Source organism: Paenibacillus contaminans, assembly GCF_003285015.1.
Classification (GTDB): domain Bacteria; phylum Bacillota; class Bacilli; order Paenibacillales; family NBRC-103111; genus Paenibacillus_V; species Paenibacillus_V contaminans.
In genome coordinates this window covers 545,945-572,297 of sequence record NZ_QMFB01000001.1, presented here as the reverse complement: position 1 = coordinate 572,297, position 26,353 = coordinate 545,945, and the positions used below count along the sequence as shown (strand labels likewise).

The 26,353-nt window shown below is 50.9% G+C and carries 18 protein-coding genes; 3 read left to right on the top strand and 15 right to left on the bottom strand.

The window, feature by feature from the left end; all coding sequences use genetic code 11:
• Window position 1: 1 nt before the first annotated feature.
• The 14 genes from DQG23_RS02550 to DQG23_RS02485 form a co-directional block, all read right to left on the bottom strand.
• Window positions 2–1,738: a sensor histidine kinase gene (locus tag DQG23_RS02550; RefSeq protein WP_113029204.1), complete on the bottom strand. Its 1,737-nt coding sequence runs from the start codon at window positions 1,736–1,738 to the stop codon at window positions 2–4.
• Window positions 1,739–2,161: 423 nt separating this feature from the next.
• A complete protein-coding gene (locus DQG23_RS02545) occupies window positions 2,162–4,459 on the bottom strand; it encodes a tail fiber domain-containing protein (RefSeq protein ID WP_113029203.1) in 2,298 nt (765 codons plus the stop codon).
• Window positions 4,460–4,546: 87 nt separating this feature from the next.
• Window positions 4,547–5,734 carry a glycoside hydrolase family 88 protein gene (locus tag DQG23_RS02540; RefSeq protein ID WP_113029202.1) on the bottom strand — a complete coding sequence of 396 codons (1,188 nt, stop codon included), beginning with the start codon at window positions 5,732–5,734 and terminating at the stop codon, window positions 4,547–4,549.
• A 1-nt stretch (window position 5,735) separates the two neighbouring features.
• The gene (locus DQG23_RS02535; protein WP_113029201.1) at window positions 5,736–7,310 is read right to left on the bottom strand and encodes a hypothetical protein; all 1,575 of its coding nucleotides are present in this window, start codon (window positions 7,308–7,310) and stop codon (window positions 5,736–5,738) included.
• Between the two features lie 25 nt (window positions 7,311–7,335).
• Window positions 7,336–8,478, bottom strand: a complete 1,143-nt coding sequence (locus DQG23_RS02530; protein WP_238177715.1) for a Gfo/Idh/MocA family protein — start codon at window positions 8,476–8,478, stop codon at window positions 7,336–7,338.
• A gap of 115 nt (window positions 8,479–8,593) precedes the next feature.
• Window positions 8,594–9,376, bottom strand: coding sequence for a sugar phosphate isomerase/epimerase family protein (locus DQG23_RS02525; RefSeq protein ID WP_113029200.1), 783 nt, complete (start codon window positions 9,374–9,376; stop codon window positions 8,594–8,596).
• Window positions 9,377–9,403: 27 nt separating this feature from the next.
• Complete coding sequence (locus tag DQG23_RS02520) at window positions 9,404–12,385, bottom strand: glycosyl hydrolase (RefSeq protein ID WP_113029199.1); 2,982 nt, start codon at window positions 12,383–12,385, stop codon at window positions 9,404–9,406.
• 113 nt (window positions 12,386–12,498) lie between these two features.
• Complete coding sequence (locus tag DQG23_RS02515) at window positions 12,499–13,278, bottom strand: sugar phosphate isomerase/epimerase family protein (RefSeq protein WP_113029198.1); 780 nt, start codon at window positions 13,276–13,278, stop codon at window positions 12,499–12,501.
• Entirely contained in the window at window positions 13,275–14,414 is a 1,140-nt protein-coding gene (locus tag DQG23_RS02510) for a Gfo/Idh/MocA family protein (RefSeq protein WP_420330192.1), read from the bottom strand. Before DQG23_RS02510 ends, DQG23_RS02515 begins: the two co-directional genes overlap by 4 nt.
• Before the next feature lie 252 nt (window positions 14,415–14,666).
• Window positions 14,667–15,557 (bottom strand): GNAT family N-acetyltransferase, encoded by an 891-nt coding sequence (locus DQG23_RS02505; protein WP_113029197.1) that lies wholly within the window; start codon window positions 15,555–15,557, stop codon window positions 14,667–14,669.
• A gap of 464 nt (window positions 15,558–16,021) precedes the next feature.
• Window positions 16,022–16,474, bottom strand: coding sequence for an NUDIX domain-containing protein (locus DQG23_RS02500; protein WP_113029196.1), 453 nt, complete (start codon window positions 16,472–16,474; stop codon window positions 16,022–16,024).
• Window positions 16,475–16,738: 264 nt separating this feature from the next.
• Entirely contained in the window at window positions 16,739–17,476 is a 738-nt protein-coding gene (locus DQG23_RS02495; RefSeq protein ID WP_113029195.1) for an MBL fold metallo-hydrolase, read from the bottom strand.
• 72 nt (window positions 17,477–17,548) lie between these two features.
• Entirely contained in the window at window positions 17,549–18,874 is a 1,326-nt protein-coding gene (locus DQG23_RS02490; protein ID WP_113029194.1) for an MFS transporter, read from the bottom strand.
• Between the two features lie 25 nt (window positions 18,875–18,899).
• A complete protein-coding gene (locus DQG23_RS02485; protein ID WP_113029193.1) occupies window positions 18,900–19,595 on the bottom strand; it encodes an ArsR/SmtB family transcription factor in 696 nt (231 codons plus the stop codon).
• A gap of 223 nt (window positions 19,596–19,818) precedes the next feature.
• On the opposite strand from DQG23_RS02485, the gene DQG23_RS02480 reads away from it, so the two are divergent.
• Window positions 19,819–20,868: a flavin-containing monooxygenase gene (locus DQG23_RS02480; protein WP_113029192.1), complete on the top strand. Its 1,050-nt coding sequence runs from the start codon at window positions 19,819–19,821 to the stop codon at window positions 20,866–20,868.
• Between the two features lie 443 nt (window positions 20,869–21,311).
• On the opposite strand, the gene DQG23_RS02475 is transcribed toward DQG23_RS02480, so the two are convergent.
• The gene (locus tag DQG23_RS02475; RefSeq protein WP_113029191.1) at window positions 21,312–23,465 is read right to left on the bottom strand and encodes a DNA topoisomerase III; all 2,154 of its coding nucleotides are present in this window, start codon (window positions 23,463–23,465) and stop codon (window positions 21,312–21,314) included.
• A gap of 351 nt (window positions 23,466–23,816) precedes the next feature.
• Here DQG23_RS02475 and DQG23_RS02470 point away from each other — a divergent pair, with 351 nt between their 5' ends.
• Together DQG23_RS02470 and DQG23_RS02465 are read left to right on the top strand one after the other, a co-directional pair.
• Window positions 23,817–25,979 (top strand): PrsW family intramembrane metalloprotease, encoded by a 2,163-nt coding sequence (locus tag DQG23_RS02470; protein ID WP_113029190.1) that lies wholly within the window; start codon window positions 23,817–23,819, stop codon window positions 25,977–25,979.
• Complete coding sequence (locus DQG23_RS02465; RefSeq protein WP_113029189.1) at window positions 25,979–26,308, top strand: hypothetical protein; 330 nt, start codon at window positions 25,979–25,981, stop codon at window positions 26,306–26,308. Before DQG23_RS02470 ends, DQG23_RS02465 begins: the two co-directional genes overlap by 1 nt.
• Window positions 26,309–26,353 lie beyond the last annotated feature (45 nt).

Sequence of the window (26,353 nt, the reverse complement as noted above, 5' to 3'; positions counted from 1 at the left end):
GTTAGCCACTCCCTGTCGGAATTAGTATCCTGACCTGCAAACCTCCGAAGCTGCTGCGAGACAGCTCGAGTCCGCTCAACGCGCCGTATTTCAGCCTTAACCGCCTGTGCACATTGATTAAGCCGGTGCTTTCGCTGCCCGCTACATGCCGTTCCATCTTGCTGCGCAGCCCGTCGATCACAGAGTCATCCAAATCAGTCCCATTGTCTTCTACGATGATCGAAACCATCTGATTCGAAAGTTCGAAGCTTATGCGAATGAGTCCCGAACGCATCTTTTCACCCAGGCCATGCTCAAAAGCGTTCTCGACAATCGGCTGAAGAATGAGTCGCGGTACTCTCACATTTGCCATTTTCTCCGGCAGCTCTTCGAATTCGATTTGGATGCGCTTGGAGAAACGAACGCCTTGAATAGCCGTAAACGACCGGACATGGCCGACCTCATCCGCAAGCGTAACCTCCGCCTGCGCATTCCTTGTTATATATTGAAAGTACTCGCCCAAATTTTTGGAAATGAGCTGAGCCGAATCGATATCATAGTTTTTAATTAACCGGTGAAGGGTAAAAAAGCTGTTGTAAAGAAAATGGGGATGGATTTGCGACTGAAGCTGCTTTAGCTCCGAGCTTTGCAGCTCCATTTTTTGAACGTAGGTTTCATCGATCAGCTGTTTCAGATTGCCCAGCATTTTCTCGAATTGCTTGAATAAATAACCGAATTCATCCTGATTTTTATGTTTGACGGCGACGTTGAAATCGCCCTTCTCGACATTTTTAAACAGCTTGACCAAATCTCGTAACGGACGATGGATCAGCAAGTAGATGCCGTACGAAAATAAACATAAAATGACGACCGAGCTGCCGAGCAGCAGCCAAAACCAGTTTCGGTACGACTTCAAGGTGCCGAGCAGTTTATTTTCTTCGAGAAAAAATAGAACGGTCGCATCCAGCGAAAGTGATTTTTCATAAATCCCCACATAACTCCGGCCATGATCCAAAGAAACGGTAAAAACCCCCTTCGGGGCGGTCTGATCGGTAAGCTTCTCGTTAATTTCACGAAACTCGCCGATATCTTTATGGCTTCCGATCGCCCAATAATCGCTGAAAAGCACCGTTTCCCCCTGCTGGTGGAACTTGCCGAGCTCCTCCCGAACGGTTTCGGCGGACAGCTCGACCTGCATGATAAACTGCAGTGCGTTTTGCGAGGGATTCAGGGCATTATAGTGCGGAAAATTCACGCTTAAAAATAACCGGTCATTCCAATAGATCAGAGGAAATCCTTTATTAAAGCCGGCGAGCGAAATGCTCTCCATCTGTTCCCTCGTAACGGGTATGTCGCCCGACGTTGTGATCACGTCTTGAACCGCAGGTATGAATAAGCTGACATTTTGAATATACTGGCTGCTTTCCTTTATTTTTTTCAATTTATTCGCCAGTTCATTAAGCGCTTTCATTTTCTCGTAATGCGAGAGGATCGTGAGCAATCCGGTCAGCTTCTGCAAATCTTCGTCATTAACCATTTCCTCTTGCACGCGAACGATTTGCTCGATTTCCTTCTCAAGCGACAAGAAATAATAATGAATTTGCGAGGCCATCGTCGTGTTAAGCTGCTGCTGCACTTCTTTTTTGCCCAATTCGTTAAGCGTTAGGCTTAAGCCGAACAGTGGAGCGGTAATCAGCAGAAAAGTAAGGATAAGCTTTGGAAAGATAGATAGCTTTCTAAGGCTGAATTTGCGCAGCATGGCGTTATCCCTCCGGCTCTAGCAGAAATGATGGGGTCCCCGCCGATCCTGCATAACGGAGACTCCATCATACCGTATACTTCTTCTATTTAAGTTTGAGAAGAGCTCCTTGCGGCAGCTTTGGTGTTCGATATACGTTTGTTCGTTAGCGAAGCTGCAGTCCGATTTTGCCCACTTGGAATCGAGTACGGCTTCCATTCACCGCCTGTAGTCCGAAAACGCCCGCTTGCAGCGGGTATTTTGCTCGGCACACTTGTGAATCCGTACTCTAAGCAGGCAAAATCGGACTCCAGCGTAAGGCAGACCTTGATTCCTTGTTCCAAGCGGGTTATTTCGGACTACAGCATATCGAGGCATAAAGTCTTACATTTTGAACAAAGGATAGAGAGCCCCTTGCATTCTGTCTCCTTGACGTTCCTTGGCTCAACTTATATTGCGTCGTTCCGCTTTGAGCTGATCGATTTCCGCCTTCAACTCTTTGACGGCGTTAATTAACGGCCCGATAAGTTCAGTATAACCGATGGAAAGCACATCCTGCCCGCCTTTTATTTGATGGTCCTGGAAGCCGCCCCAATCGATGTTTAACTCATCCAGCGTTTCTTTCACCTCTTGGGCGATCAAGCCGTCATGCAGCCTGCTGCGTTTTTTGCTGCCGTCCTTCGGCGAGCTCTCGAACGAGCCGTCCTCCTTAAGCGTCCGATAATCTTCGCGGTAATCCCATCGGTATTGGCGCGGCCGCAGCTTCGTAATAAAATCCAGCCCTAACGGCGAATCCTTAATGTCCGCCTTGTCTCTGGCATCGGAGCGATTCTGAACCGCGCCATACGCGTAAGCGGTTACAGAAGAGTTTCCTAATTGCAGCTGATCACCGGCTGTTACGGATGAACCGGCGCCAAGGCAAGTAATGTTCGTGTATGAGGTCGACGTCCCAACATTTCCGGCGCCAAATCCAACGAATGTCGCATAAGTTCCCGTCTGATTGATTCCTGCTTGCGAACCGAGGGTAGTCGTAAAGTTTCCAGCAGACGACGCCTGATAACCGACCGAAACGCCTTGTTCGGAGGAAGAGCTGGCCGCTTGGCCGATGACCGTCGCCCGAATGCCTCCCGAGCTCACGCTCGCCCTGTCCCCTACTGCCGTCGCATAGCTCGCTGCAACAAGCGACCAAGTACCCGCGGCAAACGAATTGTTTACCGCAGCGCTTTGGGTGCCGATATGGGCGTTCCAGCCGACGGCCGTGTTCTCATCTCCATATGCCGCAGTCTCGGATCCCAATGAAGTCGTACGCGCATAGGGATATTTAACAGCGCCTAAATTCAGATATCCCGACAGCGCTCCGAGAAACGTATTGGAATCCCCGGCGCAGTTGAGCCCCGCTTGGCTGCCGATCGCCGTGTTATACGAATCTTTAAGACTATTATACATCGCCTGATAACCGACGCTCGTATTTTGGTTGCCGACCGTGTTTTGAAATCCCGAATGGAATCCGATAGCCGTATTGTAAGAACCTTCCGTATTTAATATAGCCGCCTTATACCCTAAACCTGTGTTGTATTGGCCGCTTGTATTATACCGTAAAGCACTGTACCCGTAGGCGCTGTTCCTGCTGGCATAGTTATATTGAAGCGCCATCGACCCTACTGCCACATTCTCGAAGCCTACCTGATTGAATTGCTGCGCCCTGGCGCCGATCGCAATATTCCAGCACGAATCGTAAAGCCAGGTCGAAGCGGTCGTACGGTCACCGATCGCCACATTGGAAGCGTTAAACCTTCCGAATTTGATCATGTTCGGAATACGCAGCAGTTTATCGTCCGCCGATGCCGCAACAAACGCAGCTTCCGATTCGTTCGCAATCTTGACGATGGAGATCTTGGTAACGGACCCCGCCCAAGCCGTATCGGTCGTAAACCGGAATGCCTTCGATCCGTTCGTCGAGTTGCTGAAGTAGCCGAGCTGAACGGTGCGGCTGCCTGCAACTAGGTAATAGTCCTGGATACTGTCCAGCACGGGGTAGCCGTCGATCAGAAGCTGGATATTGCCGGCAATGGAAGAGTTAACCTCCGCTACAATGACATATGTCGTATAAGCTTCAACCGTAAACGCCTGCTCCACATAACCTACGGAACCAGTCGAATGAGCCACGGCATTGGAGCCGTATGTAAAGCCGCTTAGGCTCCAGCCGGCCGCACTCCCCGTAAACTCGGGATTTGCAAGCTTCTCGTCCGTTCCAATTACGGCAAAATCCCGATAATTGGCCACGATATCGACACTCGGCAGCGTACCGGGCTGATGCCGGACACGCCCGCTTTGCCGGATAACGCCCCCGTCCGTAAGCGTGCTCATCGCTGCGGCCAGAGGAGCCGTGTCGTCCGTAACGCCGTCCGTCTGCCCGCCGAAGTCCGCGATGCTGACGTTTTCGGCGTTTTTATCATGCTGCGTCCTCGTAATCGCACCGGTAATAGGCTGCTGGACCGATACGTCGTCGTCCGGAATCGTCGTCAGTTTTTTCACCTTCGCTTTGTAAACCGAGTCGGAAACCGATAACTCCTCTCCTTTCCCGTATGCGGTTCCAGTAAGCAATTTGCCCGCCGCCAGCGCCGCGCCGGTCATCCCCAAGGCGGCAAGCAGCTTTCTGCGGCTCACTTTAACGTCTTTTTCCTTCGTCCGATCCTGGTCCGGCTTTTGTTCCGAACCCTGCTCCAGCTTTTCATTCGACATAACGATTCCTCCTGAGGATTATATATAGCACAAGGGATTCCCTTGAAACTATCGAAATGAAGAATTCCAAGTATAGCCGGAAGCAGGCTACCAGTAAGGGGACCAATTTTTCTTTAGACGCACCAGCGCTTCCATATAAAAGTAATCGCCGAATAAGCTGGCTTCGTCAACGCCGGATTGATGGGGAACGCTTCCTACGCCATGCAAGAGCAAAGCGGACGAGTCCTCTTGTTCGCGCGACGTATATCGTTCATGCAATTGCTTTACGATATGAAGCGCAGCATTAACGTAATATCGTTTTTCTTCCTCGTTATCGAGCCATTTCACAAGCTCCAGCAGCCCGCAAGCCGTTACGGCCGAAGCCGAGCTGTCCTTATACGCTCCGCTTCCGTCCTTAAAATCAAAATCCCAATAAGCGATCATATCTTCCGGCGTCCGGTTTAGAAAATAGTTGGCAAGCTTGCGGGAAATGTCCAGAAGCCTTTGGTCCCTAAAATACGAGTAATTCAGCACGGAACCGTAAACGCCCCATGATTGTCCTCTCGCCCAGCAGGATTCATCCGAATATCCTTGTGCGGTTTCTCCATACATCGGCAAGCCGGATGACGGATCGAAATAAAATACATGATACGTGGATGCGTTTGCCCGAACCGAATTGGCCGTCACTTTCTCGATATGCCTGAAGGCGGCTTCCCTTAAAGACGGCTTTTCCGCGATTTCCGACGCCCAAGCAAGCAGCGGCATATTCATGAGCGAATCGATGATCACATTCCCGTTATAAGGAGGCTCGGCATATTTGCCCCATGACCAGCACCGAAAAATGCCTGCCCCGTTCTCATAACGGGTCATCATGAGATGCTCGGCAGCTTTCATTGCCGTCTCTTTGGCAAGCTCATTGCCGGTCAGCTTGTAGGCTGCCACGCAGGATGGCGTATATAAAAATCCGATGTCATGATGGTTCAACTCGACATTATTGGCCAAGCGCTCCGCGAAGCTTTCGACATGCGCTTCCGCTGCCAAGCGATAATCGGCTTTCCCGGTCAGCTCGTAGGCGAGCCATAGAATACCGGTCCAAAACCCTGACGTCCATCCGGTATTATTCGAAGCTTGATACCGGTTGCCTTCCGTCATAGGCGATAAAAAACCGTGCCCGAACGTTCGAAGGCTTAAATCGATCTTCTGCAATGCTTCTTCTATCGCACGATCCAGCTCGATAGCGGGCGACGGCGACTCCCAAAAACGCTTCTCCCTGAGGCCTTCATCTGCAATCAACATGTCATTCCCCCTGTCGCGATAACGGCAAGCAAACGATTTCCAAAGCGCCCATTTCCACTTCCCGCTCGGCCCCCAAATAAGTTAGAGCCGCTTGCTTCGGCTTATCCTCCAGATTTAACAGGATGACCGTATCCGCTTCCTTCAGCCAGATTAGCGAGACAAAATCCCCTTTGCTGACGCTTGGAAAAGCCATATTCCCGTCCGCCAGCTTCTTACGCAGCAGCTGAATGCGCTCCTCCGTACCGGAATCGCTCTCCCGCTCCCATCGTTCATAAACGATTCCGCCGCTTCTCAGCTTCGATTCATTCCGCTCGATTGCCGTTTGATCCATGATGATTCTGCTATACTTCGCAAATCGGGTTTCCCATTCCGGCGTAATGTCTTGCGCTCCGAAAAACAGCAAGCATTCCCCGCCGCCGGACTCATGATAAACCTCTCTTCCGCTGCGCATGGGGATAGCCGGCAAACCGGCAAATAAGGGAAGCAGATTGACATCGATCGATTCGACATATCCGTGTGTGCCGTAAGCGACATGAACGGGATAAGCTCGCGGAGCATTCAAGTAACGGTCAAGCTGCAGCAATTGCGGACGGCTTTCCTCCACCTTCTCCCAATAGCTTTCGCTAATAAGCCAAGTGCCGCTCATAAACAAAATATTGGGTATCCCCAGTGCCAAAGCCATTTGGGCTTTATAAACCAGATGCTTTTCGCTCAGCGCACGCGGGGGAAACACGGTCGTTTCGCTGAACGTGCGATCTCTTCCCATCGCATCCAGATGAAGCATCATGCTGAACATCTCGTCCGCCTTGTCCTCAGGCGTCTGAAACACTTGATCGCTGAAATGGGACTCGCCGACCCGGAACATGCAGTCCGGCACCCGCTCGTTCAGCATCGAAATATCGATGCCGTGACGTTCATCGCCCAAATGCATGACCATTAGGCCCAGTTCCGTTCCGGGGAGCGCCATCGCATCCATAAATCCGGCGAGCTTCTCGCAATTGTAGCGTACCCAGTCTTTTTTGATCAGTGATTGGACGTCCGCGTTCAAAATGGCATGAAGCTCGGAACGATCGACGTTCCAGCCGTAAGCGGCATTAAACGATGCGATGCTTTGTTCGTCAAAGCTTCCTTCGATGTCCTTTCCCCAATTGCCCATACGCAAATCGTCGTCCATAAAAAATTTGGTAAAACCTTCCTTCGTCAGCTGTTCGATCGACGAACGATTGTCCGCAATCATATTGGGTTCGATGTCCGCGCAATAATAGACGTCCTCCCCTTCCCGGCTGACCCGGTAACGCCAATGGGAAGGGAGCTTCAAATCCAGCGAATCGTCCTCCGGATTCAATCCGTTGCCAGGGTGTCCGACAGGAAGCTGAATAACGCCGACCTCAAAGCCGGCATCCCGCAAAACAGCTGCAGCCCGCACCATGTCTGGAATCGGCGACCAAAGCTTGCCGAAGAAAAATCCCCAGAGCCAAATCGTACCGACATTTGCCTTCCGCAAGCTTTCCAAGATCCGTTTTCCCTGTTCCTCGTCCAGTACGATCGCGGAATCCAAAGAATAGTGAAGCTTCATCTTTGCATGCTCCTTTATAAGAAAATCAACTCGGCCAAGCTACTTGCTCGTATACTCGCGTTTCAGCCGCTTGTCTCGCTTTTATGCAAAGCAAAGCGCTAAGTAAAGCGTCTTCCATACGCGTACGGGCCGGCAGCCCTTTCGAAATCGTATCGAGCAAGCTTTGGCAAACGGCAATGTCGCCGCCGCCATGCGTATCGTTTCCGTAAGGAATTTCGTATGTCTCGACGCGTTTGGAGTGATGCATAAAAACTTGGAGCCTATTCGTATGATAATCGAATTCCATCGTTCCTTTATAGCCCAAAAAGCGAAATTTCCTCGTTGCTGCATGATTTCTGGCAAAAAAATTATGCGAATAGCTGGCATGCATCCCGTTCTCATATTCGATGAGCGCGCTGCCGGAATCCTCATTGCCGGTATCTACCGCAAAGCAGCATTGATTTCCGTGGACGGGCTCCCCTTTTTGCTTGTGCAAAACAGCGCTTTCAGGACAAGTCAGCTGTTCGTCGCAGCGTTCACAGATTAAGCCCGCAGGCTTGTCGCCCTTGAAAATTTGCTTGGATTTCATTGCGCTGACCCAGGTCGGCTTAAGATTCAATATATATTGTATGAGATCAAAATCATGCGTCGCCTTCTGCAGGAACATGCCGCCCGTCTCCCGTTCGTCCCGATACCAGTTCTGAAAATAAACGGAGCCGTAATGGACGTTGTTGACAGCCTGCACGTGTTCGATCGTTCCGAGCTTGCCGGAATCGGCAATTTCCTTGGCGGCGAGGCCAAGCGGGTTCAAGCGCAAGGCGAACGGAACCGCTACCACCGTACCGCTCGACTCGTAAGCTTCCTTTAACGCCAATAAGTCAGGCAGCGTCGTTGAAACCGGCTTTTCCAAAATGCAAGGAATTTTTCTGGCCAGTACCTTGAGCGCAATGGAGGTGTGGGAGGAGCAGCGGGTGCCGATGATGATGCCGTCCGGCTTCTCCTGCGCCAAAAGCTCGTCTTCCGTATCGTAAAAACGAATGCCGGCAGCGCGTTCTCCCAACTGTTCCGCAATCTCCCGCCTGCGGGGATCGGCAATCGCCGAAATTCGAACCTTATCATTCAATTTCAACATGATGTCGCTGAGCACTTTGCCCCTGAATCCGTAACCGATAACCGCAATGTCGATCAAAGGATACCCCCCCAAAATTGCCATATAAAAGTGTAATGGGCCTCTATGCTTCATTATAAAAACGCCGCAATCGCTAAAAAACAGGCTTTTATTGCGTTTCGTTAGCCGATATTGTCTATTTTTCCGCAAGTTTATCGTTGAACACCGTTTCGATGTAGCTTCGGCTTTGCGGAAGCTCGACAGTCGGATCGCTGCTCAAGCACTCGACGGACAGCATGCCTTCATAGCCGCTGTTTTTCAATTGCTCCGCCAAAGCCGCATAAGGATAAATGCCTGTTCCCGGGGACTTTCTACCGGTATCGGCAAGATGGATATGGGCCAGCCATGCTTTATGCTCCATGATCGCATCCACCGTTTCTCCTTCTTCCTGCATATGATAGAAATCTGCAAGCACGCGGATTTCAGGCTGATTGACAAGCGCTGCAAGCTTAACCCCTTCCGAAACGCGATTGATAAAATTGCATTCCCGCTTATTCAACGGTTCGATTGCCAATGTGACGCCCGTTCCCTTAAAATGAGCCGAGATAAGCTGCAGCAGCTCAAGAAACTGCTCCTCCGCCCGCGCGTATTCCCAGCCCTCGGGGATGCGCCTTGCTCCTCCGCTGCCGAGAACGGCAATTTTCGCCCCGACCGTATGCAGCGCTTCGGCGGCGCGAGCGACATAGTTCCGTATTCGGGCTTTCTCTATCGCTTCCCCTACGACCTTGAGATCGCCGGGAAAAAAGCCGTTAAACGCCCAGAGCGGCAAAGCGCTGTTCCGATAGTCCGGCATTACTTTCCGGTACGCTTCGGCATCCTCAAGACATAAGCTGACCAAAGCGCATTCGATAAAATCGTAGCCGTTCTCTTTAACGGCATGTACGCCTTGTATTTCGGCACACCAACCGACTTTATACATCGCAGCAACTCCTCACGTTTATCGTTTTCACTTTCTATTCAAAACCGGCGGCAAACGAACTTCGTTATCTAAGATCAGACTGATTTCGCCGAATATCCCCGCATCATTCTCCGCCCCTTCAAGCAGAGCGCCGGGATGATTGCCGACACGAATTTCAAACTTGTTATCGTTTGGCTTCACATAGTCCGTAACTTCCCAAAGGAACGGTTCCATAACGATTTTGGGCAGCTCCGCACCGTTTATGAATACGACGGCAGCGTCCCGTATACGTTCCGCGTGTAAATAAATCGGCGCTTTGGGCTGTTCCGACTCATGTCCGAACCAATGCGCGGGCACCTCGACATGTCTCCGATACGACAACTGGCCGGAATAGTGAGGATAACCAAGCTCCCGAAAGCCTTTGCCGTATGACACCGGTTTAATGACCGGATCGAACAACAGGTTCCCGGCTTCGGCATCTGTAACCGTGAAATCCCCATACAAGCGCAGCGGCTCTCTCAGAATACCTCCTTGCGGGAAGCGGACTTCTAGCCAGTTAAGCGAACTTCTCCCAGGCTCCATACTAGTCAGGAATGGTGTCACATCGGCTTCGTAATTATTCGTGTCGAACCTGCGGCAGCGCTTGAATTCATCCACCAGACTCCCGTTTACATAAATTTCAGCCATACCTTCCCATGCCGACTGCTCATAAACGAGCATGATGCGGCTGCTCGAACCCGATGTGAAAAAACGGGAAAACAACCTTGCCGGTCCATGAAACTCTCCGGCATTCTTCATCACATTGAAGGGAGCATGATTCGTGATTCCCGTTATCGTTTCCGTCGAATGCGTGCGCCATGGAAAAAAATCGGAGCAAACATATACATTATCCGCACAAGCCGTTACCGTCCAATTGTCGGCGATTACCTGTTTATCAGCAAACGGCTTCCGCTGCTCCATCAGATAAGCCAGCTCGACATGAGCGGAATCTCTTTCGTGATGCCATTCGATTGTAGACGAAGCAAGATCAAAATCCAGCATTAGTGAGCCGGAAGGCGGCAAAAGAAAACGTTCCATGCATTCGCAATCCGTGAATGCCACGGTTCCTGTCCGCCAAACGTCCAGTGCATTTACTAGAAACAGCCGTATTTTTCCTTCCAGCTTGCGTTCCAGCACATATACTTCATCCATATCCTGACCTTGTTCTCCATATAACCGGTAACTTCGCTGTATGGATGTATTTAATCGAGGCACCAGTTCGTCTAATGAAACCGCTGACCCGTAGACGGCATGCTCCCCCGCATCCCAAACCAAAGCTCCGGCTTGTTGCGCCATGCTGCATAAATCGAGCAAATCTTGCTCCATCAAATACGTGAAAGGCATGATCAGCAAGTCGTACCGCTCCGTCTTGCCTTTCCATTTTCCTTGATCGATCGTCATTTCAAGCAGCGATTCCTTGTCGACCAAATCGAAATCCCATTGGTTCGAGAGGAGCAAATGAACGAGCTTGCCAAAGCTATCGCGCAGCTGATCCGCTTCCTTGAACCGGTCGGGCAGCAAAGCGTCGAAGCTTGGCTGCGGGTAGTAAAGGAGAATAGGGCAGCGATGCGTCCCTTCCTTCAATTTCCCCGTCCGATCGGCGATATAACGCGACCACGTTTCATAAAAGTCCCATAATCCCGATTGATAAAACAAGGAAGGAGGCGCTTCCTGCTTTCGTCTGCCGTCGATCGAATAATATTGCCCGTGCGTAATCAGCTCGTTAATGCCGAGGACGAACAGCCAATCCGCCTTGCGCTTCATATCGGCTAAGCTTAGCGACCAACTGTTCGCTCCGTACGCTTCGGCTGAAGCCAACGTACCGCTCTGCAAATGAGCGGCCGAGCTTGCCATTTTGGGTCCCAAGTGAAGAAGCGGAAACTGACGGCTGCCCGTCAAATCGGTAATCAGATCCGTACCGGGAATATCGAGCTTTTTCAGCTGGGAAAGCAAATACGGCGCTTTGTAGGTTTGGCCGACCGGATCCTCTTCCGGACTAATGTGGCCGGAGCTTGCGAGACCGTGCTCCGCACACCATTTCGCAATGGGCTCGATGTAAGCATGCTGAAAAAGCCGGCTCAGCGCAAAACGATAATCATGACGGATTTGCGGCGTACGGTTATCGACCGTAGTAAACAAATGAAGAAGATCGTTTAAAATGTCATAACCATATTGAAATTCGAAGAATTCCGGGAATTTGTCCGTCCATGGATGATGTCCCATCAACTGCGGTTCGTCCGTAAACATACCGGGAATGCTTTGGCCGAAATGGCTGCCAAACCTGCTTGCATATTGATCATGCGTCAGCCGGATAAACGTTTCGGTTGTCGACGGATTGAGCAAATCGACATAAAAATCCAGCGTACGCACAACAAAAGCAGCGATCGTCCACTCTCCCTCAGGCAAAACCGCATCTACCCGAAAGCTTGGCTTATCCGTCCTTGTGCGCCAGTGCTTGCTTCCGTAGTCCTCGTAAGGCAAATAATACGTCGCGAACCGTTCGGAAACGGGCTCCCAGTCCATGCGAATCGTCCCTGCATGCGCAGTCAGGTCGAGCGGGACTCCATGCAACCGGCCGGTTGCGTCACGAGCGTAAGCTTGCACCTTCAGCAGCTTACCCGCGCCAAAGTCGAACCGGATACGTCCGCCTGACGTATCCGAACGGTACATATCCAGCACGCGCGGTCTTAGCTCCGGATGCTCCATCGCAATTTTTCCGCCTGCATCGCCGCTGGGAAAAGGATCTTCATCATATAGCCACGTTTGCAAGCCGATGGACCGGCAGTGGTCGATAATCAGCTTCACCTTATCGAACCAAAGCTCCGATAAATACGGAACGAGCAGGCCGTCTCTCGGATGAATCATGACTCCGCGAAACCCTTTGTCCTTCATCTGGTCCATTTGCCATATGAGCTCATCGTCTTCCAGATCGTGGTTAAGAAACCAGAACGAAATCGGCCCATGCTTGGACAAACAGCCCCTGTCCTCCATTTGCACGGTACTCCTCTCCTGTTCATCAGATTTTTGGGCGGTACTTCCTCTGTTAGTCAGTCATTCGTTGCTTCTCCCCAGCTCGTCTGTCTGCCGCAAGGTACTTCGCTTTACTAGCAGTCACTCGGATCGGCATGCTTCAACAAATATTCGTAGCTTGTCGCAATACTCTCGAACGGGTTTCCGCGGCAAGTATCCTGTTCAACCACATACCATTCCATCCCGGTTTCCCGGCAAGCTTCGAATATGGCAGGCCAGTTCATATTGCCGCTTCCGACTTCCGCATAACACGGCTCATTATCGACAATCTCCATATCCTTGAGATGGATGACCTTCATTCTTCCGTCAAGCTTATGGATCCAAGCAGCCGGATCTGCGCCGCCGGCCTGTGCCCAATAAGTATCCAGCTCGAATTGGAAAGCTTCCGGCTCTCCATATTGAAGCATCCAATCCATACCTGTTTGTCCGGCAAACCGTTCATACTCGAATCGGTGATTGTGATAAACGAACTGAATGCCAAACTCGCGAAGCCGGCTCCCGATCCGGTTAAATGCTTCCGCAAAGGCTATATAGCCGTCTTTTCCGCGCTCGCGGAATGCAGGCGGCATAATCCCGACGCCCGCGTAACGGCAGTTCCAAAGCAAATGCTCCGATATGACCGCATCCAAATCATTTACAAAACGGTCGTAGCTGTTATGGGTAGCACATATTGCCAAGCCGTGCTTATCGGCCAGCTCTTTGACAACCTCCGCTTTTATCGGTCCGATGCATGAAATCTGAACAGCTTTGTATCCGATCTCTGCGATCTTGCCGAATGTCGTATCCAGGTCCTCCGCCGTTTGGGTAAAATCGCGCACGGTAAACAGCTGTACGGCAATCTGGTTTACTTTCATCTGACTGCCTCCTGCCTGGATTCCGACATTCGGATCCTTTGCTGGAGCTCGTTGTAAAACCGTTCTTCATCGATCGGGAAATCGACCCACTGGTCCGTCCATGTCGACAGCAGCATCGCATTGGACAGCATCAGCCCGTGTATCCCTTCTTGTCCCGGCGCGATCAGCGGTTCTCCATTCAATACCGCATTCGTCCAGTTTTGCAAAATGCCTTTATGCTGCGGTCCATCCCCCGGCGGAACAGGAATGTCAATATTCCAGCATTCAGGCGAACCGAACGGATTGGTACATGCGGCATTAAATTCCGATTCGGATTGGCGGAGCTGCGAAAAGGACATTTTTCCGTTCTCGATGACGATTTTCCCGCGCGAACCGGCCACCTCGAAACGGTTCGTGCCTGGAGACTCCGCCGTCGACGTTACGAATACGCCGGAAGCCCCGTTTTCATATTCCACATAGGCCGTCACTTCGTTTTCAACCTCGATGCTGCGATGTTTGCCGAACTGGCAATGGGCGCGAATGCGTTTCGGCGTAAGCAGCGTTGTCCAATGCCACAAATCGAGCTGATGCGGGCATTGATTGATCAGCACGCCTCCGCCTTCCCCTTTCCAGGTAGCTCGCCAGCTGCCCATATTGTAATAACTTTGCGTGCGGTACCAGTTCGTTACGATCCAGTTCGTGCGGCGTATTTCGCCCAGCTCTCCGCTCTCGATAAGCTCTCTAAGCTTCTGGTACATCGGGTTCAAACGCTGGTTGTACATGATGGCGAACACTTTGCCCGATGCTTTTGCGGCTTCGTTCATTTCTCTGACATTTTTCGTATACACGCCGGCAGGCTTCTCGATAAGCACATGCAGCCCATGCGCAAATGCTTGAATGGCCAGCTGCGGATGATCGTAGTGCGGCGTAGCGACCAGAATTCCGTCAATTTCACCTGACGTCATCATTTCCTCGGCCGAGCCGTAATAAGCGACCTGCTCGCCATAACGCGACCGGCTTTTGCCAAGCAGCTCGGCGCTGGAATCGCAGATTGCGGCAAGCTTAGCGCCTTGTATCGCTCCCGAAGTTATTGCATCCGCATGGAAGGTTCCCATAATGCCGATCCCTGCGATACCGATTCGAAAAATTCCCAACATGATCACCTGAGCTTTCCTAGTAATGGTTGCTTTTGCTTCATTATAAAGACGCGGCAGGCTGCATCATACAGGCTTTTGTTGCGTTTCGTTTGCCGTTATTGCCAATAAACCGTCATCCTTGCTTCCTTAAGAACGAAGAAAACCGCCCAATAAAAAAAGCCGGACGGTCCTGCAGCGGATTATGCTGTGGCATTGTTTGAAAAGCTCGGGATAAGGGATTCCCATTATTCAAATGGAATTTGACTTGAACGATCATGTATGGGCTGTTAGAGGAAATGTAAAATGCTCCGTTCCGACATTTATTGACGGACGAACAAATAACGTATCATTCGTTTCCGTTATAAACGCCGACTCGATATTCAAAGTACCGCTATCGGGCATAAAGTAAAACCGAACGTTTGCCGTCTCATCGGAGATCAATCGATTGATTACCTCCTCCAAATCGATCGATTTTTTGCTGACGATGTCAAAGACATGCAGCTCGCTTTCCTCCCGCTCAAACAGTACGATCGCATCCGCTGCTTCGTAATAGTAGGCGGCATCGCGAAACACCAGAATAAAGTAGAACATCAGCAGATGCTCGTTCCCCTTCACCCCAAGCTTTGACGATACGGGTATTCTTTCGGCTGCAAACTGCTTCATAAGCATGAAATCAGCCTCATTGTCGACATCCAGCTTGCGTAGAGCGGATGGTTGAGCGGATTGCTTTTTCAAATCGGAAGTCTTCAGGCTAAAGCTGCTTTCCCGGACCTTCTCGAACCCGAACCTCGGATAAAACTCCAGCACCGTATCGTTGGCGAACAAAAAGATGAAATCATACTCCTTCTCGTACTGATCAAGAATATGGTCCATCAGCTTGGCTGACAACCCTTGATTCCGATAATCCGGATGCGTCATCACCGTTCCGACTTGAATCGCCTTGTAGTCCTTCCCGTTACTTGTCAAAACCATTTTGGTGATGGAAGCATTCGCAATGACCCGCTCCCCGTCCAAATAGGAATAACAAACGTAGCTGTCGTCCCAGAAGCCTCTGCCGTACCATTCCTTAAAATCCAGATTGAATATTTGCTTTGCGAGCTCATTAAAGCTCTCCCTATATTTCTCGATATGCCTGTAATCGCTAATGAATTGATAATCGCTCATCGTAGTTCCTCCACTCTTTTTTATGGGACCGCAGCAACCGGAATCTATTTTTTGGCACACACCTCCTTCAAAAAAACAAAAAAGACCACAAGAAGATGTCTCTTCTCATGGTCAAATTTCTGTCGTTGTTGAACATACCTATCCCTAAGGAAAGATAACATGACATAACAGGAAATTTGTTTTGATCGGATACGATGTCTTCTTAATCGCTGTTTGCAAAAAGGCATTAAAAAATAAACTAAGGGGTTTTCCTTAATTAAACCTTTTGCAATATAAAATTCGTTGGAATTTTATTAGCGATTAATGAATTTCATCATAAACGGTCAAAACCTCTTTTCACTATCAGTCAGTACCTAATAACTGTATAACATTACATAAAAATTGTAAACCATTTTAACTTTCCGGTCCTTAGCATTTAGTTCCGATACCCGACTGCGAACGGCCTGTCGTCTACCGGTCTCACTCTATTCTGTAGGTCCCCCATCGAGCCAGCCGGACAATATTCCCGCTCTTTTTATTACGGCGAGCCGCTCTTCACGGCCTTCGATTTTGCGAATCATCGACAGCGCGGTTTCAAAGTTCGTGATGACATAACCCGATGTTTCATAACCCTTCGGCATCTTTACAAAACGTTTGACCTTCGCCAAAAAAAATATTCTGTACGCGTCAAACTCCTTCCAGTACCAGCTTGCGAAAGGAATTCTTTCCTCCTCAAGCTCAATTCCCGCTTCTTCCATCGCTTCCCGATTTAAGCCATCTTGTAAGGACTCGTTATTTTCCAGACGTCCTCCGATCGTCGTTAATACCTGATCTTCTCTATCCCAAGCCAACACCAAATCTCCGTTCTCTAGGACAGGAACACAGTGTACTCCGCTAATCTTAACATCCGAAGGCAGCTCACTGATAAAAGATAACATGGGATCCCTCCAAAAAAGGTTTGGATAATAGGATATTTCCTTAAGTCAGATAAGCCTATCTATACCCTGACAAATCTTGTTTGGCTAAGTCAAGCGCTGTTGCGAGTTTAATTTGAGCTTGTTTGCGAAGGTCGGTTTTGCTGTTGATCAGTTTCATGCCATTTCACCCTTAAAGCACGAACGTTTATGATTCAATCCCCTAGCTGAGCTTAAATACAGCTAATCTGTCGATATTTTACTCGGAAGCATTGTATTGTCGATGCTCTAGCGCTCATATTCATCAACAAGCTGCCGCAGCGCTTGCTTCACATCGCCTTGAAATAATCCTCCATGATAACAAACGATTTGCTCGATGTCGTAATCGAGCAATCGCTGGACGGAGCGGACAGCCTCATCCAAGTTAAGCGTATATTGGGGATTGGCGATTGCGAGCTTGCCTTTCTCAATAACGACGGCGTCTGCCGCAATCAACGTTTTGGATGAAGGCAAATACAAAGAGATATGGCCGGGCATATGGCCTGGCGTGTGCACGATTTCAATGCCGCCGCACCAAGTAAGCCTTTCCCCGCCCGTTACCGTACGATCGACGGCAGCCGGTTCGATGGATTTCAAGAAGCTCATAAATTGTTGGGCAAAAGGCTTTGCTTCGTCCGGTAAAACATCGAACGACGATTCCGCCTGTTCGAGCCGCAGCGACTTTTGGGTACCTTCGATATAGGGCTTTTCCAGTTCATACGCGATGATCTCGAGGCTCGGGAACAACCGTTTCAATGCTGCGAGCGATCCGATATGATCCATATCGTGATGCGTAACGATTAATTTCGTAATCGAATGTAAAGCGGCGCCGCTCCGAACGGCCGCTTCTTCAAGAAGCGGTACAAAATTCGGATATCCGCAATCGACGAGTATCGTCTCCTGTTCATCTTGAATCAAAACCGGGGTGATGACCTGTTTTTGTCCGTTATGTTCAAACTCGATATCGAGTAATTTCATGTTATTCATACGAAACCTCCATTATATCTTAAAATACGGTGTCAACCATTCTCCTGTCTTTTATCCGGGATCTTACAACTATTATACAGCACGATTACCCGGTTTGCTTTCCGTTAACGCCGCTTTCGAACTGCCGCGGGACCATATGATTACAGGTATAAGCAATAGCGAGACGATTCCTCCGGCGATTGATAATGCTGCGTAACTGGAATGCGCTACAACCATACCGGAAAGCCCTCCTCCTGATGCCCCTGCCAATGCGATCAAAACATCGATTTTCCCTTGCGTTTTAGCGCGGGTTGAAGGATGGGTCGCATCGACGATGATTGCCGTACCGCTGATCAAGCCGAAATTCCATCCAAGTCCCAGCAAGGCGAGTGCGATGATAAGCACCGTCATGGAATCGGCAGGCGCCGCTGCAGCGACAATGCTGGCAGCAAGCAAAATGCCGCCTGCAGCGATCGACATGACCGTACGGCCGAGCTTATCGACTAGCATGCCCGTCACAAGCGACGGTAAATACATCGCACCAATGTGAATGCCAATAACTAGCCCTACGTCGCTCAAACCATGTCCGTGGTGCTTCATGTGTACGGGCGTCATCGTCATGATGGCTACCATAACGATTTGCGTTAATATCATGACGGTAGCCCCGACAATGATTCCCCGATTGCCTTTTGTCTGATCGATGTTCGTTAGATCTGAAACGCCGCCGTTTTTTATGCTCTGCTCTTCGGCGATCGCTTTCGCGATAACGAACGGGTCGGGGCGGAGGAAAATCAAAAATACCAAGCCTGCCAAAATAAATGCCGCAGCTCCCAAAATGAAAGGTCCTGCAAGCGCCGGTACGCCGACGGAATCAGCGAACCGCCCCATGACATCGACCAGATTTGGACCCGCTACGGCTCCGAAGGTCGTCGAAACCATGGCAATACTGACTGCCGTCGCCCGCTGCGTGGGTTTTGCCAAATCCGTGCCGGCATAACGCGCTTGCAGATTTGTTGCCGTACCTGCGCCATATATGAACAAAGAAGCGAATAGAAGAACAACATTGTCGGCCACCGCCGCTAAAATGACTCCTATCGCACCTATTCCGCCTGTCAAAAAGCCGGCGGCAAGACCCGGTCGACGGCCGAAGCGCTGCGACAGACGTCCGACGAGCAGTGCCGACAAAGCCGATCCAAGCGTTAACAATGCGGAAGGAATACCTGCCAAGCTTTCCGTTCCCAGCATATCCTGTGCAAGAAGCGCCCCGACGGTAACGCCTGCGGCAAGACCGGCGCCGCCGAATATTTGGGAAATAACGACGATTAGCAGCGTTCTTTTATACAACTGTTTCTGTTTGTCCGGTGAGTCTGCGTATTTCTTATAAAGATTTTTTTGTATGACTTGGGATTCATGCGACATAAGCCGCCACCACCATTCTATTTGTTTACATGCTGTGTTGCTTGTTTGCCGTTTGTAAGGGGCTTTTGGAATACTCGAAATAATGATGCCATTCGTGAACGCCTTCTTCTAAACGGGAAGCTTTTAACCCTCTTCTTATCATGATTTCAACCGCTTGAGCGGACATGAGGCAATAAGGTCCTCGGCAGTAGGCCACAATTTCTTTATTGGCCGGCAAAGCCGATAAATGCTTCTCAAGCTCTTCGATCGGAATCGAAACGGCGCCCGGAATATGCCCCCTTTCGTATTCTTCTTTTGGCCTGACGTCCAGCAGGAAAACCTCGTCTTTTTCCAGCCGCTCCATAAGCTCTTCCATAGCAATCGGCTCCATACTTTCATAATCCCGCAGTAGTTCGGTCTTCAGGCTCTGAATCTCAATCAATCGGTTTTCGCTTAGACGATGCAGTGAAACCATAAAGTTGGCAACGGACATATCCGCAAGCTCGTAAACGACGAAGTTGCCTTTTTTGATGAATCGGACCAGCCTCGCCTCATGAAGCGTCTGCAAATGCTGCGAAACGTTCGCCACGCTCATCGCGGTATTTTTAGCCAGCTGATCTACCGACTTTGGACCTTGCGCAAGCAAATCGATAAGCTCCAAACGCTTCGGGCTCGACAAGCATTTACCGATGCGGGCGAATTCCTGATACAACTGATCTTTCCATTTGCGATCTATATTCATGAAATCAGCACCTCAACTATTCAATTGTTTTATTGAATAGTTTTCATTTTAAAGCCCGCTTGGTTGAAGTGTCAAAACTTTTTTCGCTCATAGCTTAAATACGGCCAAAAGAAGCTTCCCACACCAATATATGATAAACTATAATATATGAATGATTGATCATATATTAACGTTAAAAAACCATGTCTGCATTGAATTTTATCAGGATAGCGGGAGAGGTTATATGAACGCATATGACGTTGTTGTGATCGGCGCAGGCCAAGCGGGATTGGCTGCCGGTTACTTTTTGAAGCAAAAAGGAGCATCCTTCGTTCTGCTTGATCAAAGAAACAAAGCGGGTGACATTTGGCGGGAACGGTACGACAGCTTGGTGTTATTCACGCCTCGTTTCTACAGTGCTTTACCGGGACTGCCTTTGGAAGGAAAACGGGACGGATACGCAACGAAAGATGAATTTGCCGGCTACTTCGAGTCTTATGCAAAGCATTTAGACCTGCCTATCCTCTTTCAGACGCATGTGAGCAAGTTGACCAAAGCGGATAACGGCTTTCTGATACAAACGAATTGGGGGGAATTATCGGCTGCAGCCGTCATTGTAGCTACCGGCCCTTTTCAAAAACCGTTGATTCCCCAAATGGCCCTATCCCTTTCAAACGACGTCTTTCAAATCCATACGGCGAATTACCGAAACGCCTCACAGCTGCAAGAAGGCCCGGTTTTAGTCGTCGGTGCAGGAAATTCGGGAGCGCAGATCGCCGTTGAGCTTGCACAACAGCATGATGTGACGTTATCCGTCGGACATAAGATCAAGTTCATGCCCGTTCAGCTTATGGGAAAAAGCATCTTTTGGTGGTTTGGTAAACTGGGGATCTATGAAGCGAGCGTCCATTCGTTTCTGGGAAAACGGCTGCGCAAACAACCCGATCCGATTTTCGGGCATGAGCTGAAAGCTCTACTACATAAAGGCGGCATCCAATTGAAGCCCCGCGCGGAGGCCATACTTGGAGACACCGTTTCTTTTGCCGACCGAACGTCGATTCGCGCAAGCAATATCATCTGGGCCACGGGGTTTACACAGGACTACGGGTGGATCGATATTCCCGAAGCGTTTGACGCAAAAGGAAAACCCCTGCACCAAAGGGGGAAAAGTCCGGTGGCGGGGTTATATTTCGTAGGTATGCCCTGGCAGCATAATCGAGCCTCCGCGCTGATCGGCGGGGTCGGAAAGGACGCCGAGTATGTAGTTAATCATTTAATTACAAAACCGCTATGAGTTGATCTCATGGCGGTTTGGCTTTTCCGTTTCAACAAGTATGTTCCCGTATAGTGAGAAATTAAGCGGACTTCCCTTACTTCTTGGATCCCAGCCATGTGCGATGGCATCGGATAAGATTTTCATTCTCCAATCCATAACCCATGTTCTGGAGGCATAGTGAGGCGAAGGTTACTATTCGTTAGGCAAAACTCACTATTTTCAACCAAAACCCCGTGTTCAGGCGAGATAATGAGGCTAACGCAACTATTAGTGAGGAAAACGAAATGAATAGTTGCGTTAGCCTCATTAAAGGGCGAGTTGGAGCATTTTACCTGTGAAATAGTGAGGACAACCTCATGAACAATAAGGTTTACCTCACTAGTAGGTTGACCGTGTTTGATCTAAGGTTTGCTGCCCTTCTTTTTGTAAATAGCTCGCAGCGGCTGCACTTCAAGCCTAAACTACTCGTCCTTCTTCTGCATAGCCGCTAGTAAGGCGTCGCCAAGGCTCGAGCCGAGCGATTCTTTGCCCGAATATTGCTGAACAAGCTGCTGCTGCGCTTTGCGATTCGCCTTCCCGCTCGCTTTGTCGTCCAGCATCTCGACGAGGTTACACGGGCGGCACTGTGCATATTTACCCGCTTTGCCCGTATGGATTTCCATCCGCTTGCGGCACTGCGGGCAGCGCTTGTTCGAAAGCGCCGCTTCAAGCGGCTTGCGGTGGCCGCATTCGCGGTCGGAGCAAACGAGCATTTTGCCGCGCTTGCCCTTCGTCTCGAGCATCGGCTTGCCGCACTCCGGGCATTTCGATGTCGTCATGTTGTGCGGCTTGTAAACCGCCCCGCTCGTTTTCACGCCTCCTACAAGCTTGGCCGTCTGCTCGCGTATACCGGCGATGAACGCCTTCGGATCGCCATTGCCGCGCGAAATCCTCTCCAACTCGAGCTCCCACTTGGCCGTCAGCTCCGGCGCACGCAGCTCCTCCGGTGCAAGCTCGATAAGCTGTTGACCTTTGCCGGTCGGCACGAGCAGGTTTTGCTGCCGCTCGATCGTATCGCTGGACAGCAGCTTCTCGATAATATCGGCCCGAGTTGCAGGAGTGCCCAGTCCGTGCTTTTCCATTTGCGTCAGCAGCGTCGCTTCCGTATAGCGCCCTGGCGGCTTCGTCTTATGCTCGCCTAGGCGGAAGCGCTTGACCTGCAGCGATTGCCCTTGCTGAAGCGGCGGCAGCGTCTGCGACGATTTCTCCTCGCGCCGCCGTTCCGCTTCTTCGCCTTCTTCATCGTCGTCCACTGCGCTCAAATCGGTTCCGTACACCTCTTTCCAGCCGGCGTCTTTCTGTACGCGGCCCTTGGCATGGAACGACTCTCCGTTTAACGTCAGCGTCAAGCTTGTTTCGTCGTACCGGTACGGCGCGTAGAATAGCGAGATAAACCTCCTGACGATCAGATCGTACAGCTTCCGCTCCTCATTGCTGAGAGCAGACAAGTTCAGCCACTGCTCGGTCGGAATGATCGCATGGTGATCGGTCACCTTGCTGTCGTCGACGATCCGTTTCGATACCGGAAGCGTCTTGCGCAGCAGCGGCTTGGCAAGCGGCGCGTACGGCCCTACCGCGATGCTTTCGAGGCGTCCCTTGAGCGTCGGAACCATGTCCGAAGACAGATAGCGGGAATCCGTACGCGGATAGGTCACCAGCTTGTGCTGTTCGTACAGCCGCTGAAGCACCGACGACGTTTGCTTGGCCGAGAAGCCGAGCCTTTTGTTCGCGTCGCGCTGCAGCTCCGTCAAGTCGTAGGCTAGCGGCTGCGGCTCCGTCTTCTCCGTCGTCTTCAACGCAGACACCACCGCGCCGCCTTTACCGGCTTTGGCGATAATTGCATCCGCCTTCGCTTTGTCGAACAGGCGCCCGTCTAGCGCCTCCCCGCTGCGCCACATCGCCGTAAATCCGGCGGCAAGCTCGGCCGTCACCGTCCAATACGGTACAGGCTCGAAACGCCGAATATCGCGCTCCCGCCCCATCATCATCGCGAGCGTCGGTGTTTGTACCCGCCCTGCCGCGAGCTGAGCGTTATGCTTGCTCGTCAGCGCACGAGTCACATTAAGACCGATCAGCCAATCCGCCTCCGCTCGGCAAACCGCCGACGCGTAAAGATTGTTATATTCGGTACCCGGCCGCAGCTTGGCGAAGCCTTCCGCGATCGCCTTGTCCGTCTGCGACGAAATCCACAGCCGTTTGAAAGGTTTGCGCCATTTTACAAGCTCCATGATCCAGCGCGCGACCAGCTCGCCCTCCCGCCCGGCGTCCGTAGCAATGATTAGCTCGCTTACATCGCCGCGCTTGCACAAATCCGCTACCGCCCGAAATTGATGCGACGTTTCGCGGATCGGCTTTATGTTCATTTTGGCCGGCAAAATTGGCAGGTCTTCCAGGTTCCAGGACTTGTATTTCGGGTCGTAATCCTCCGGCTCCGAGAGCTCGACCAGATGACCAAGCGCCCATGTGACGATATATTTCGAACCTTCCATGTAGGACTTCTGTTTATTGGAACAGCCGAGCACGCGTGCAATTTCTTTGGCGACGCTCGGTTTTTCCGCTAGCACCAGCGATTTCATCTTCGTTTCCCCCCATCCTTATATGCTCTGCTCGTCATTATACCATATCCAGGATCATCGTTCGCCATCCTAGTAGGATCAACCGCTGCTCGCCGAGAAAACACTCAATCGACGATAACCGGATCCCGCTTTCCCGTATTTCGGTGCGGCTTTTGCATGACTTTTTACTTATTTCGAGACCAAGCCTGCTGAGGACTATTAGAGTGGTGTTCCCGAATATTAGGAGGAGCAATCTATCAGAAAATGCTACCAGCAACTTATGCCGCTTATGGGAATACATGTTATTATTTGGGGTATGCCTGCATCGCATACGGAGCGGAACGCTTCAAACTACTAACGGAGGCGAACGAAATGAATACGATATGGCACTTTCGCACCCAATTCCGCGACCTGCTTGAGGCGCTCTATCGAATTGTCAAAGGATGGATCGATAAATATCCGTTTATCCGTGTCGTTTATGGGATTGTTTCGTGGCTTTCGCTGATCGCATTTGCCGCAAGTTTGTTTTACGTTAAAGAAGCGCGCACGATGATGGTACAATATTTATGGTCGTTTTATGTCATCCTGCAATTTTGGTTTCTGTGCCGGAGCAAAACGCTGTCGTGGAAATCGATCGCGATCTTCGTACTGGCCGGCGTTTTCCTGGTCGTGCCGCTCACGTCGATTACGCTCTCCGCTTTCCATGCCCTATTCGGCGGCAAAACGTCAGACACCTGGTCCGTAGCCGTCATCACGCCTATTTTTGAAGAAATATGGAAGCTCCTTCCGCTTGGCATTTATTTGTTCTTCTCGCGTCGCGCTTCCGCATTAAGCTTGAGCGATTACACGCTTATTGGCGCATCGTCCGGCGTCGGCTTTCAGCTTATGGAAGAGCTCACCCGCCGATGGTTGAATTCCGGCGCTATTGCCGATAAATACGGGTACAGCTACACGATGTTGGGCGGCGAAACGATCCACTGGGACTTCTTTTCGCTGTTTCCCGGTCGTTTTGAAGAAAGTATTCTGCCTTCGCTGATGACCGTCAGTCATCCCGTACATACCGCGATGATCGCGCTGGGCGTCGGAATCGCCTTCCGGCTGAAGAAAAGGTTGACCGTTTCGGTTTTCTTATTTCCGGCGCTGCTCTTATGCTGGGCTATCTTGAATCATGCGGCCTATAACGGTCAGAACAAGCTGCCTGATTGGCTGTTCGACTTGCACGATTGGACCGGTAAAGGTTATACGACCCGGCCGGTGTTTCTTATGATGCTGGCAGGAGCACTGTTCGCCGATTACTGGTCCCTTAACCGGGTCCGCAGCCGTCTGCCGAAGCTGCCGAACGAACCGTTTCTCAATCCGTTTACCGAGCTGTGGAACATCATATCCTCCTTATGTGCGGACAGGGGGAAATTCGTTTATTGGCTCGGGTTTTACCGGGAGCGGCGGGAGCTCGGATTTACGCTGCTGTTCGGCAATGCGGAAGCCGCCGGCAGACAGGAGCAAGTTCGGGAACGAATGAAGTTACTATTCCGCGTATTGACAGGTCTAGCCGTGATCCTGCTTGCGGCCGGTTTGTTCGCAGGCATGGCGATTTTACCGGATGACGGCGGAACGGCTTGCTTCTCCTGCATGTTCGATTCGCTGCAGAATTGGTGGGATGGGCTGTCCTGGCAAACCCAGGCGGCGATCATACTGGGCGCCCTTGCGCTTTCCCTTTTGTTCGTCGGCTTTTGGCCGGCCCTCGGCATCGCGATGACCGTTTGGGGAGTTGCCGGCAGCGGGCATGAAATTGCAGGCTATATCCGCGATCCCAAAAAGCTTCTGTCACCCCAAAACGCGTTAGCCGTCGCGACAGGCATCATCCTAAGCCGGATTCCTTTCGGCAAAGCGCTTGGCTGGCTCGGCAAGAAAGGTCTAGGCTATGTACGAAAGCTCTACGGCAAGCTGAGATCCCGGAAGCCGGATATCGATGTTCCGAAGAAGCCGCCAAAGCCCGACGGCAACGGTCCCGGGAAACACCCGGAAGATCGGGGCGAGCCAAAAAAGGCGGATGAGGAAAAGCCGAAAAAGGATAAAATCGATGAAGATCAAGACGATGGAACGGCAATGCCCGGCAAAACATATAACGAAGTCGAAATCGTCGATCATCGCGGTAAACCGCTTGGCGAGTTCGATGAAATCGATTTGGAAAATCGTATTTTTTATGAGGATAAAACAGCGAAAGGCTTGGATCGCCTTAATCCGCGAACGGGACAGCCCACGCAGACGCCGCAGCAATTTGCCGACAAGCAAATACTCGGAAAGACAAGGACGCGAATCAATAATTTGATGAACGATGCCGCTTCTACCCGGGCGACGGTCAACGGGTCCCCCGACGTGCCCAAGCTGGAAGAAATCAAGTCCATACGCGATTTCGTTTTCCGACTGGACGGCGACAGCCCGGAGCTTCGAACCGCTGTCGAGAATAGCTTGAATCAGTTAAGAAAAGAGTTTCCGGATTACACCTTTAACGTTACTTTTGGAGGGAAACCGTAATGTCGATAATCGCATTTATACCAGATCCAGTCGACGGCTTCGAACGTCAATTTCAAGTACCTGTTGCTGCGGAGGCTTTCTTCGCGGAATGCTGGGAGCCTGCTTCAGAAGCATTAGGCTTGCAGTGGGTCCCGCTCTTCTCTACCGGGGTCGATGTTATGAAAGAGGATTTGCCTGCGGTGCTGGATGAGCTGGCCCGATTAAAAGAGTGGGCAAACAGCCATATCGACGAGGATAAGCTGGAAAAGCTTTCGAGCCGGATCGAATTGCTGCAGACCGAGCTTCCCAAAGCGCTGCAGCGGGACGGCGCCGTCGTTTATATCGGGTAATCCCGGCAAAGCTATACGACTGCCAGCGTAACTGATGGTAGCTTA

Bases quoted from the DNA above. Each gene is read 5' to 3' on its own strand.
- DQG23_RS02550 (WP_113029204.1), bottom strand. From the start codon at position 1,738: ATGCTGCGCAAATTCAGCCTTAGAAAGCTATCTATCTTTCCAAAGCTT.
- DQG23_RS02545 (WP_113029203.1), bottom strand. From the start codon at position 4,459: ATGTCGAATGAAAAGCTGGAGCAGGGTTCGGAACAAAAGCCGGACCAG.
- DQG23_RS02540 (WP_113029202.1), bottom strand. From the start codon at position 5,734: ATGTTGATTGCAGATGAAGGCCTCAGGGAGAAGCGTTTTTGGGAGTCG.
- DQG23_RS02535 (WP_113029201.1), bottom strand. From the start codon at position 7,310: ATGAAGCTTCACTATTCTTTGGATTCCGCGATCGTACTGGACGAGGAA.
- DQG23_RS02525 (WP_113029200.1), bottom strand. From the start codon at position 9,376: ATGTATAAAGTCGGTTGGTGTGCCGAAATACAAGGCGTACATGCCGTT.
- DQG23_RS02520 (WP_113029199.1), bottom strand. From the start codon at position 12,385: ATGGAGGACAGGGGCTGTTTGTCCAAGCATGGGCCGATTTCGTTCTGG.
- DQG23_RS02515 (WP_113029198.1), bottom strand. From the start codon at position 13,278: ATGAAAGTAAACCAGATTGCCGTACAGCTGTTTACCGTGCGCGATTTT.
- DQG23_RS02510 (WP_420330192.1), bottom strand. From the start codon at position 14,414: ATGTTGGGAATTTTTCGAATCGGTATCGCAGGGATCGGCATTATGGGA.
- DQG23_RS02505 (WP_113029197.1), bottom strand. From the start codon at position 15,557: ATGAGCGATTATCAATTCATTAGCGATTACAGGCATATCGAGAAATAT.
- DQG23_RS02500 (WP_113029196.1), bottom strand. From the start codon at position 16,474: ATGTTATCTTTTATCAGTGAGCTGCCTTCGGATGTTAAGATTAGCGGA.
- DQG23_RS02495 (WP_113029195.1), bottom strand. From the start codon at position 17,476: ATGAATAACATGAAATTACTCGATATCGAGTTTGAACATAACGGACAA.
- DQG23_RS02490 (WP_113029194.1), bottom strand. From the start codon at position 18,874: ATGTCGCATGAATCCCAAGTCATACAAAAAAATCTTTATAAGAAATAC.
- DQG23_RS02485 (WP_113029193.1), bottom strand. From the start codon at position 19,595: ATGAATATAGATCGCAAATGGAAAGATCAGTTGTATCAGGAATTCGCC.
- DQG23_RS02480 (WP_113029192.1), top strand. From the start codon at position 19,819: ATGAACGCATATGACGTTGTTGTGATCGGCGCAGGCCAAGCGGGATTG.
- DQG23_RS02475 (WP_113029191.1), bottom strand. From the start codon at position 23,465: ATGAAATCGCTGGTGCTAGCGGAAAAACCGAGCGTCGCCAAAGAAATT.
- DQG23_RS02470 (WP_113029190.1), top strand. From the start codon at position 23,817: ATGAATACGATATGGCACTTTCGCACCCAATTCCGCGACCTGCTTGAG.
- DQG23_RS02465 (WP_113029189.1), top strand. From the start codon at position 25,979: ATGTCGATAATCGCATTTATACCAGATCCAGTCGACGGCTTCGAACGT.